The organism is Pseudocitrobacter cyperus (assembly GCF_039889165.1).
Classification (GTDB): Bacteria; Pseudomonadota; Gammaproteobacteria; order Enterobacterales; family Enterobacteriaceae; genus Pseudocitrobacter; species Pseudocitrobacter cyperus.
The window spans coordinates 418,650-427,019 of record NZ_JAYMYY010000004.1; the positions used below are offsets into that span (position 1 = coordinate 418,650).

The following is an 8,370-nucleotide window of genomic DNA, read 5'->3' on the forward strand; positions in this document are numbered from 1 at the left end:
TTACCGCAAAATAAAAGCTGTATAGAGAACGTCGGTGACGTCCTGCTTTGGATGACCGGCAATCAGCGGTGTACTCAACGTCTCTTTAATGGCGGCGGCGAGTTTCTGTTTGCCGGCATCTGTCGCCAGTTGGCTGGCATCCTGGCGAGACAGCAACAGCAGCAAACGGCTGCGTACTTCCGGCAGGTATTCATTCAGACGGGCGCGCGTGGCTTCATCCTTCAGGCGCAGCGTAATACCGAGATAGAGCACGCGATCCGCGTCACCGAGGTTCACCGTAAAGGTATCCAGCGCGAAAAACACCGGTGCAGCGGGTGGGGGAGCTTCTGCTTTAGTCTCGTGCGTCCTGTTTTGCTGCATACGCCAGTAGCTGTACCCGGCAATGGCAAGGGCGGCGAGCGTAACGAGCAGCAGCAGCGGCAGCCATATCGCGCGCTTGCGGTTTTTGGTGATAGCGGTGTCGGTCATCTGATGCGGTCTTCCTGTTGCGGTACAGCTTATCGAACGATTATCCCGTCTCCCGGGCGGGTCAAAGCGCGGAAAAGACGGGGATAATCATGCTTCCTCTGGCGTTCAGGCGAAAATGTCCACTCGCCCGTCACCGCGCGCAGCAGATTGCAGCGTGGCGGGAGCGATAGAGGTGTTTTCTTCTTCATCGACGCTAGCCGTAGTACGCCAGGCGGACTGTTGCCCTGAAGAGTGTTGTTGCTGTTGGCCTGCGAAACTCTCGCTGCTGATACTGCTCTGTCCAAGCTGAATACCGCTATCGGCCAGTTGCGCACGAAGAACGGGCAGCGCGGCTTCCAGCGCGGCGCGCACGTGACTGTGCGGCGACACCATCTGGATTTGCGCCTGGTTATCATCGAGCTTGAGTGAAATATGCACCTGGCCGAGATCTTCCGGATGCAGGCGCAGCTCCGCCGTCTGCTGACCCTGGCGGGTAAACAGGGTGATGTGCTGGCTGACGCTCTGCTGCCAGTCTGGTGAACCGAGGTGCGACTGGATAGTCGCCGCAGGTAGCGGCGGCGTGGTTTGCGTCGGCGCGCTTACCAGCGGGGAAGGCGCAGTTATCGGCGCGGCGGCGGTCGGGGTACTTTCAGCCTCCACTTTCAGCATCTGCGGGGCGAGCTGTGGCGCAGATTGCGCGCCCGCGGGCAGTTCATTTTGGGTCTGTACGCTCAGCGTATTCTGGCTAAGAGAGTGCTTGTCGCCTGATTTCTGCGTACTCTGGTTTGACAGACCAGCGAATACCGTGGCGTTTTCGCTAACGGGCGTGGTGGTTTGCTGAAGGGGGGGCGCCGCTGGCAGCATCGCCATCAATGCGCTAATGCCTGCTGCGGAGGGGGCGTCAGCCGCTTGCGTTTCATCGCTCTCCTCAGGCTGCCTGGCCTCCTGAAGATCGCTTTTCAGATGCGACGCCAACTGGCTAAGCAGAGTGGGGGTTTCCTCCGGCGTTCCGGTTGGGATCTGCACCGCTTCCTGCCGGAGCAGCCATTCGGTAATTGATGTTTTTGCCGGTGTTTTTTCATCCGCCACGTTATTCAGCGCAGCAGATAGCGGCAGGGGACTCCCTGTTTTACTGTCGCCTGCTCCCAGGGCATCGCTCAGCAGGGCGAGAAAATTGTTCTCACCGCTGGCCGGGGCGCTCGGGTCGGAGGTTGTGCTATCAACGTCCGTAGTCAGGAGGTTTAGTAAATTAATCATGACCCCTCCTTAACGTTGCCCGCTGGGCAAATTCATCCATTTTTTTCTGATCGGCACGGTTTTCCGCCAGCAGGGCGGCGCTGGCCTGACGTTCCTGAAGCGTTTCCCAGGCCTGAAGGCGCTGCTTTTTCTCACGCCAGAAGGTCAGTGCCTGTTCCACTTTCTGATTCCATTGCAGCAGTTGCTGGCGGTGCTGTTCAATAGCCCCCTCCAGCGTCTGAATAAACTGCTGGTAGTTCTGCCAGCGCAGGCTGGCAATACCCTGGCTCATATCGTTATTAAGGCTATTCTGGTATTCAAGCTGGTAATCCATCAGCATCTGTAACTGCTCTTCGACCTTCTGAAAGCCGCGACGCATCTCGCCGAGCTTCAGCGCAGCGGTATCTACGTCGTTTTCTGCCAGCTCTTTGAGCGTGGCTAATGCACCATGTTGCGCCATTTTTCTGCGCCTCCTGCTTCATTACGTTGAAGGGAAAATTCGCTCAAGCCCCTGCAGAGAACTCTCCAGGTCAGCTTTTTCCAGAATGCCCTGCTGTAGAAATGCTTCCAGTTGCGGCCACAGGGTGATGGCTTTATCCAGCATGGGATCGCTGCCACGGGCGTAGGCGCCGACGTTAACCAGATCGCGGTTGCGCTGAAAGCTGGAAAGCAGTTGTTTAAAATTCCGCACTCGCGCGTAGTGCTGTTCGCTGATTAGCGCGGTCATTGCGCGGCTGATAGAGGCTTCAATGTCGATGGCCGGATAGTGACCCGCCTCCGCCAGGCGACGCGACAGGACAATATGACCATCGAGGATGGCGCGCGCGGAGTCGGCAATCGGATCCTGCTGATCGTCACCTTCGGTGAGTACCGTATAAAATGCGGTGATAGAGCCGCCGCCGCTAATGCCGTTGCCTGCACGTTCAACCAGCGCGGGCAATTTGGCGAATACCGAAGGGGGATAGCCTTTCGTCGCGGGGGGTTCACCAATCGCCAACGCAATCTCACGCTGCGCCATTGCATAACGCGTCAGGGAGTCCATTATCAGCAGGACATGCAGCCCACGATCGCGAAAATCTTCCGCGACGCGGGTGGCGTAAGCGGCGCCCTGCATACGTAACAGCGGTGATACATCCGCGGGGGCGGCGATCACCACCGAGCGCGCGCGGCCTTCGCTGCCGAGTATATTCTCGATAAAATCTTTCACTTCGCGTCCGCGCTCGCCAATCAGCCCGACGACAATCACATCGGCCTGGGTGTAGCGAGCCATCATCCCCAGCAGCACGCTTTTACCGACGCCGGAACCCGCAAACAGCCCCATACGCTGCCCGCGGCCGACGGTGAGTAGCGCATTGATAGGGCGCACACCGGTATCGAGGATCTGTTCAATCGGGGTGCGTTGCAGTGGGTTGAAGGGAGGGGTAATGAGCGCGCCGGTTTCCGTAGTTTCCGGGGCGGGAAGGCTGTCCAGCGGTTTGCCGCTGCCGTCGAGTACGCGGCCTAAAAGCGCCAGGCCAAGCGGTAGCTGTTTTCCGCTTTGCAGGCCGTCGCCGGAGGCATTCCGCGCATAAACACGAGCGCCGGGCAATATGCCTTCCACTTCCTCCAGCGGCATCAGGAACAGACGCTGGCCATTGAAGCCGACCACTTCGCTCTCCACTTCCTGGGTCTCGCTGCCGGACTGGCGTTCAATAATACAGGTTGCGCCCAGCGGTAGTTGCAGCCCGGTCGCCTCCAGCAGCAGGCCGGTGGCGCGGGTGAGGCGGCCATAGCGACGCACGGTGGCGAGCTGGGTCATGCGCGCTTCCATGTTATCCAGCGTGTTTAGCCAACGGGTGAGACGAGCGGTCATCAGCAGGCTCCCGGAGCGGCAAGGCGGCAGAGTTCCTGCCAGCGGGTCGCCACGCTTGCATCGAGATCGCCTTCGTCAGCGCTGACTTTGCAGCCGCCGGGATGCAGTGTCGGGTCGCCGCGCAGTCGCCAGCCATGGAGACTTAATGTTGCCCCCAGCACCGCTTCGACCCGAGGAAGATCTTCCGGGCTGACGCGCAACTGTGGTTTACCGCTGAACAGGGGCTCCTGTTGCAGCAACGCCTGAATCTGTTTAATTAACGCGGAACTGTCGACCGATGTGGTCTCGCCGATGATTTGCCGCGCCGCTTCCAGCGCCATCTGCATCAGGCGTGAGGCAATCACGCTGTCCAGGGCATCAAGCGTGTGCTGAAATTCGCTGACCAGTTGCTGCATGCGTGCGTGCTGCGGCGCCTGCTCCTGTTGCGCCTGCGCCATCCCCTGTTCGCGTCCCTGAGCAAGGCCTTCCTGGTACCCCTGCTGTTGCCCGGCGCTGCGGCCTTCCTGCATACCAGCCTGATAACCCTGCTCATGCGCCTGCATCTGGATCTGCGCCAGTTGCTGTTGACGTCGCGCTTCCTCAGAGAGGGCGACCTCCTCCGGCTCACTCTCTGTCACCGGAATGGGCAATTCGTCCTCTAAGGGGGGGGCGAGATCGTCAGGCAGCCAGATCTTCCATGGCGTGGTATCAGACATAGGTATCGTCTCCGCTGCCGATCACCATTTCGCCGGTTTCCGCCAGACGGCGAACAATCAGCAGAATGGCTTTCTGCTCGTTTTCCACCTGCGACAGCCGCACCGGGCCACGGTTGGCCAGATCGTCGCGCAGAATGTCGGCGGCACGCTGGGACATATTACGCAGGAATTTCTCGCGTAGCGGCGGTTCGGAGCCTTTAAGCGCAATAAGCAGCGACTCGGAATCGATTTCCTGCAACAGGCGCTGAATGCTGCGATCATCCACGTCCACCAGATTTTCGAACAGGAACATCTCGTCGATAATTTTCTGCGCCAGCTCGCCGTCAAATTCGCGCACGGCGGTAATAACGGCTTCTTCCTGCTGCGTTTTCATCAGGTTGATGATTTCGGCCGCGGTTCTTACGCCGCCCATCTTGCTGCGCTTGAGGTTCTGACCGTCCAGCAGGCCATTGAGCACTTCAGTCAGTTCCGCCAGCGCGGCGGGCTGCACGCCGCCGAAGGTGGCGATACGTAGCATCACATCGTGGCGCAACCGTTCGTCGAACAGCGCCAGAATATCGGCAGCCTGCGCGCGTTTGAGATGCACCAGAATGGTGGCGATGATTTGCGGATGTTCGTCGCGAATAATATCGGCGGCGCTCTGCGGCTCCATAAAGTTGAGCGTTTCAATGCCGCTGGCGGTTTCGCGGGTTTCGAGAATATCCTCCAGCAGACTGGCGGCACGCTCTTCACCCAGCGCTTTCACCAGTACCGAACGGAGATATTCATTGGCGTTGACGCTCAGCGCGGCGTACTGCTCGGCTTCCTGCTCAAACTCCGCCAGCACTTCGGTAAGCTGCTTGTTGGAGATCTGCCGCACATTGGCCATCGCGGTGCTCAGTTGCTGTACTTCGCGCGCTGAAAGGTGCTTAAAGACTTCGGCAGCGCGGTCTTCGCCGATGGTCATCAGTAAAATGACGCTTTTATCTACACCGCTTAATTTACTCATGATCGTTATTCATCCACTGGCGGATGACCAGCGCGACGACGCGCGGATCGTTATCTGACATTTCCCGAATACGCTGACTCATGACTTCTGCGCCCATGCGCTGATTGGCGCGGCGCTGCTGAAGTTGCTCATCTTTGCTGAGATGGACTTCCACCGCCTCCTGCGTTTCCTGTATTACGCGCGCCTGTTCGGCAACCGCCTGAGTCTCCTGCTGACGGCGTACCAGTTGCGGCCGCACGGCCTTGCGCCACAGCAGCCAGGCCACCAGTAACACCAGCAACCAACGGCCCAGAGAGAGCAACTGGTCGATAAACGTCTGCTGCTGCCAGAAGGGCAGTTCACCGCCCGTCTCTTCTGACTGCGTGAACGGAGAGTTCACCACGTTGAGGGTATCGCCGCGCTGGCTGGAGAAGCCCATCGCTTCACGGGTCAGATCGTCAATTTGCTTCATCTGTCCGGCTGAGAGCGCTTCGCTTTTGCCGTTGCCCAGGGCGCGATAGTTGACGACCACCGCCACAGACAGGCGCTGAATATCACCCACGTTGCGTTTGGTATGGCGAATGGTGCGATCCACTTCATAGTTACTGGTTTCATTACGCTGCGTATTACGCGGGCCGCTGCTGTCTTGCGTGGTCGTGGCGCGACTATTGGCATTGGCTGGCGGAGTGGTAATTGGCGCAGTTGGGGTCGGCGCGGGGGAGTTTGACAGCGCGCCCGGTACGCCGCCGGGATATGGACTGCCCAGTTGCTCGCTCTCATTAACCTGGCGCGAACGCAGCGCTGCCTGGCTGGCATCGCCGTTCGGACGATACTGCTCTTCCGTTTGCTCTTTGTTATCAAAATCAATTTGCGCGGTCACCTGGGCGTGCACGTTACTGCTACCCACAATCGGGCCCAGAATCGCTTCAATACGACGCTGAACTCGGCTTTCCACGTCGGCGGCGTATTTCAGTTGCGCATCGTTGAGATCGCGAGCATTGGTATTGGACTGCGTTAACAGATGCCCACTCTGATCGACCAGGGTGACATTTCCCGGCGGCAGCCCGGCGACGGAACTGGAAACCAGATGCACCACGGCGGAAATCTGACCCTCGTCCAGCGCGCGACCCGGTTCAAGATTCACGGTTACGGAAGCAGAAGGGGATTTCTGCTCACGCACGAATAAAGAGGGTTTTGGCATCGCCAGGTGAACGCGTGCGCTTTTTACCGGGCCGAGGGTTTCAATGGTGCGCGACAGTTCACCTTCCAGCGCACGCTGGTAGTTCACCTGCTCGCTGAACTGACTGATACCGAACTTCTCCTGATCGAGCAGTTCAAAACCGACCGCGCCGCCTTTCGGCAGCCCCTGCTGTGCCAGACGCAGACGAAGTTCATGCACTTTATCCGCCGGCACTTCGATTGCGCCACCGTTATCGGCAAAGCGGTAAGGGATGTTCATTTGCGTCAACTGGGTGACGATGGCTCCGCCATCCTGGTCGGAGAGATTGCTGAACAGGGTGCGATAATCGGGACTCTTCGCCCACAGCACTAATGCAACGACGATGGCAATTGCCGCAGCACTGGCCACCATCAATGGGATTTTCGGATTCGCGCGCAGGCGACTGACCCACTCCAGCGTTTTAGTTTGTGGCGTAGTCGTGGCGTTCACGCTCATTGCGCACCTCGTAAATCCTGATCGATGGCGTTAAATGTGTACAAAAACAAAGCAGACTCCCGGGCGACGAACACAAAGTGACAGCGCTGCCATTATTTGGTGCTTCCGGATTTTCTATGCGCCAAATAACCCGTTTTTTTGGCGCTATTTAACGCCTTTATCTTATTGACAAGATGCTAATCTCTGCTCAATTAACATTTTCAGAGGTGGTTTATGGCGATTCAGGGGATTGAGGGCGTGCTGTCACAGTTACAGATGACAGCCGATGTGGCGCGGAATCAACAGGTTGATGCTCAGTCAACCGTAAGCTTTGCCGGGCAACTGAGTGCCGCCCTGGATCGCATCAGCGATACGCAAAACAGCGCCCGCGCGCAGGCAGAGAAATTTACTCTGGGTGTACCTGGCGTGGCGCTGAATGATGTTATGACCGATCTGCAAAAATCGTCCGTGTCGCTACAGATGGGGATTCAGGTCAGGAATAAGATGGTGAGTGCGTATCAGGAAGTGATGAGCATGCAGGTGTAGGTTATCTAACCTTATGATTATAATTGTTTTATCACATCCGATCCCACAGCGTGGGGCATGGATGGGGCAAACTCACTTAATTTCTGGTTCAGAATAAGTACCTGGTCCTGATTGTTTTCCGCCATCCAGGATCCGTAAACACGATAAACCATCTGCGCGTCGGTGTGGCCCATTTGCTTCGCTATGAAGTTCGGGTTGGCACCGGCAGCTAACGACCAGCATGCATATGTGTGGCGTGACTGGTATGCTTTGCGATAGCGAATCCCGGCGCGTCGCATTGCAGCTTCCCATGACTGATTAATCGACCCCACAGCGTAATGATGCCCGGCACGGCCATTACGAGTCGCTATCTGTGGATTGAAGACGAAAGTGCATGGATGCATTTCTGAACGCCCAAACTCTCGTAGCATGACTTCCACCTGATATTGCTTACCCAGTCGCGTCATCTCGGCCTGATTCCGCAATACGTCAATCGCTGGCTGAATCAGGTTGATGATGCGGTCCGTTCCGGCCTCTGTCTTGGGAAGGGTAAACTCCTTCGTCAGAGTGTGGTTACGGCGGATCATCATCGTTCCCGCTTTCAGGTCGATATCTTCCCAGGCCAGTGACACAAGCTCGCCGTGGCGGACACCGGTATACACTGCCAGAGACCACATGTTTTTCAGTTGCTGATGCCGGCACGCATTTATCAATCTGACAAACTCATCACGGGTGAGTGGATCCGGTTCGCTTCGTGACTTCTTCAACAGAGAAATACCTGCAAACGGATTGGCCTTGATGTACCCGCTGTCCGCAGCGAACTGAAACATGCCTGCCGTCGTTTTCATGTAATTGTTCACTGTCGGAACAGAACGGCCTTTTTGACCTGCTCCCCGTTGATTAACACACCCCGATGTTAGTAATGTCTTCACAAGCCACATGAGGACATCCCCATGAATAAGCGTTTTTCCGGCGAACAGATCATCAGTATCCC

Annotated in this window: 9 protein-coding genes; 1 reads left to right on the plus strand and 8 read right to left on the minus strand. The window is 57.4% G+C overall.

Going from position 1 to position 8,370, the window contains the following annotated elements; translation table 11 throughout:
* The 7 genes from fliL to fliF all read right to left on the minus strand — a co-directional run bounded on the left by fliL (position 1) and on the right by fliF (position 6,872).
* A complete protein-coding gene (fliL, locus tag VSR74_RS15850) occupies positions 1-468 on the minus strand; it encodes a flagellar basal body-associated protein FliL (RefSeq protein WP_347795600.1) in 468 nt (155 codons plus the stop codon).
* A 105-nt stretch (positions 469-573) separates the two neighbouring features.
* On the minus strand, positions 574-1,704 hold the full coding sequence (locus tag VSR74_RS15855; protein ID WP_347795601.1) for a flagellar hook-length control protein FliK: 1,131 nt from the start codon (positions 1,702-1,704) through the stop codon (positions 574-576).
* Positions 1,697-2,143: a flagellar export protein FliJ gene (fliJ, locus tag VSR74_RS15860; protein ID WP_347795602.1), complete on the minus strand. Its 447-nt coding sequence runs from the start codon at positions 2,141-2,143 to the stop codon at positions 1,697-1,699. Before fliJ ends, VSR74_RS15855 begins: the two co-directional genes overlap by 8 nt.
* A gap of 21 nt (positions 2,144-2,164) precedes the next feature.
* Entirely contained in the window at positions 2,165-3,535 is a 1,371-nt protein-coding gene (fliI, locus tag VSR74_RS15865; protein ID WP_347795603.1) for a flagellar protein export ATPase FliI, read from the minus strand.
* Complete coding sequence (gene fliH / locus VSR74_RS15870; RefSeq protein ID WP_347795604.1) at positions 3,535-4,230, minus strand: flagellar assembly protein FliH; 696 nt, start codon at positions 4,228-4,230, stop codon at positions 3,535-3,537. The genes fliI and fliH overlap by 1 nt, the downstream gene beginning before the upstream one ends.
* Entirely contained in the window at positions 4,223-5,218 is a 996-nt protein-coding gene (gene fliG / locus VSR74_RS15875; RefSeq protein WP_347795605.1) for a flagellar motor switch protein FliG, read from the minus strand. Before fliG ends, fliH begins: the two co-directional genes overlap by 8 nt.
* A complete protein-coding gene (fliF, locus tag VSR74_RS15880) occupies positions 5,211-6,872 on the minus strand; it encodes a flagellar basal-body MS-ring/collar protein FliF (RefSeq protein WP_347795606.1) in 1,662 nt (553 codons plus the stop codon). The genes fliG and fliF overlap by 8 nt, the downstream gene beginning before the upstream one ends.
* 213 nt (positions 6,873-7,085) lie before the next feature.
* Between fliF and fliE the strand changes: the two genes are divergently transcribed.
* A complete protein-coding gene (gene fliE, locus VSR74_RS15885; protein ID WP_347795607.1) occupies positions 7,086-7,397 on the plus strand; it encodes a flagellar hook-basal body complex protein FliE in 312 nt (103 codons plus the stop codon).
* A gap of 17 nt (positions 7,398-7,414) precedes the next feature.
* Here fliE and VSR74_RS15890 read toward each other — a convergent pair.
* Positions 7,415-8,370: tyrosine-type recombinase/integrase (locus VSR74_RS15890; RefSeq protein ID WP_347795608.1), on the minus strand; the 956-nt coding region annotated here is incomplete at its 5' end.

Excerpts from the sequence above, each read along its gene's own strand:
- fliL (WP_347795600.1), bottom strand. The coding sequence starts at position 468 with ATGACCGACACCGCTATCACCAAAAACCGCAAGCGCGCGATATGGCTG.
- VSR74_RS15855 (WP_347795601.1), bottom strand. The coding sequence starts at position 1,704 with ATGATTAATTTACTAAACCTCCTGACTACGGACGTTGATAGCACAACC.
- fliJ (WP_347795602.1), bottom strand. The coding sequence starts at position 2,143 with ATGGCGCAACATGGTGCATTAGCCACGCTCAAAGAGCTGGCAGAAAAC.
- fliI (WP_347795603.1), bottom strand. The coding sequence starts at position 3,535 with ATGACCGCTCGTCTCACCCGTTGGCTAAACACGCTGGATAACATGGAA.
- fliH (WP_347795604.1), bottom strand. The coding sequence starts at position 4,230 with ATGTCTGATACCACGCCATGGAAGATCTGGCTGCCTGACGATCTCGCC.
- fliG (WP_347795605.1), bottom strand. The coding sequence starts at position 5,218 with ATGAGTAAATTAAGCGGTGTAGATAAAAGCGTCATTTTACTGATGACC.
- fliF (WP_347795606.1), bottom strand. The coding sequence starts at position 6,872 with ATGAGCGTGAACGCCACGACTACGCCACAAACTAAAACGCTGGAGTGG.
- fliE (WP_347795607.1), top strand. The coding sequence starts at position 7,086 with ATGGCGATTCAGGGGATTGAGGGCGTGCTGTCACAGTTACAGATGACA.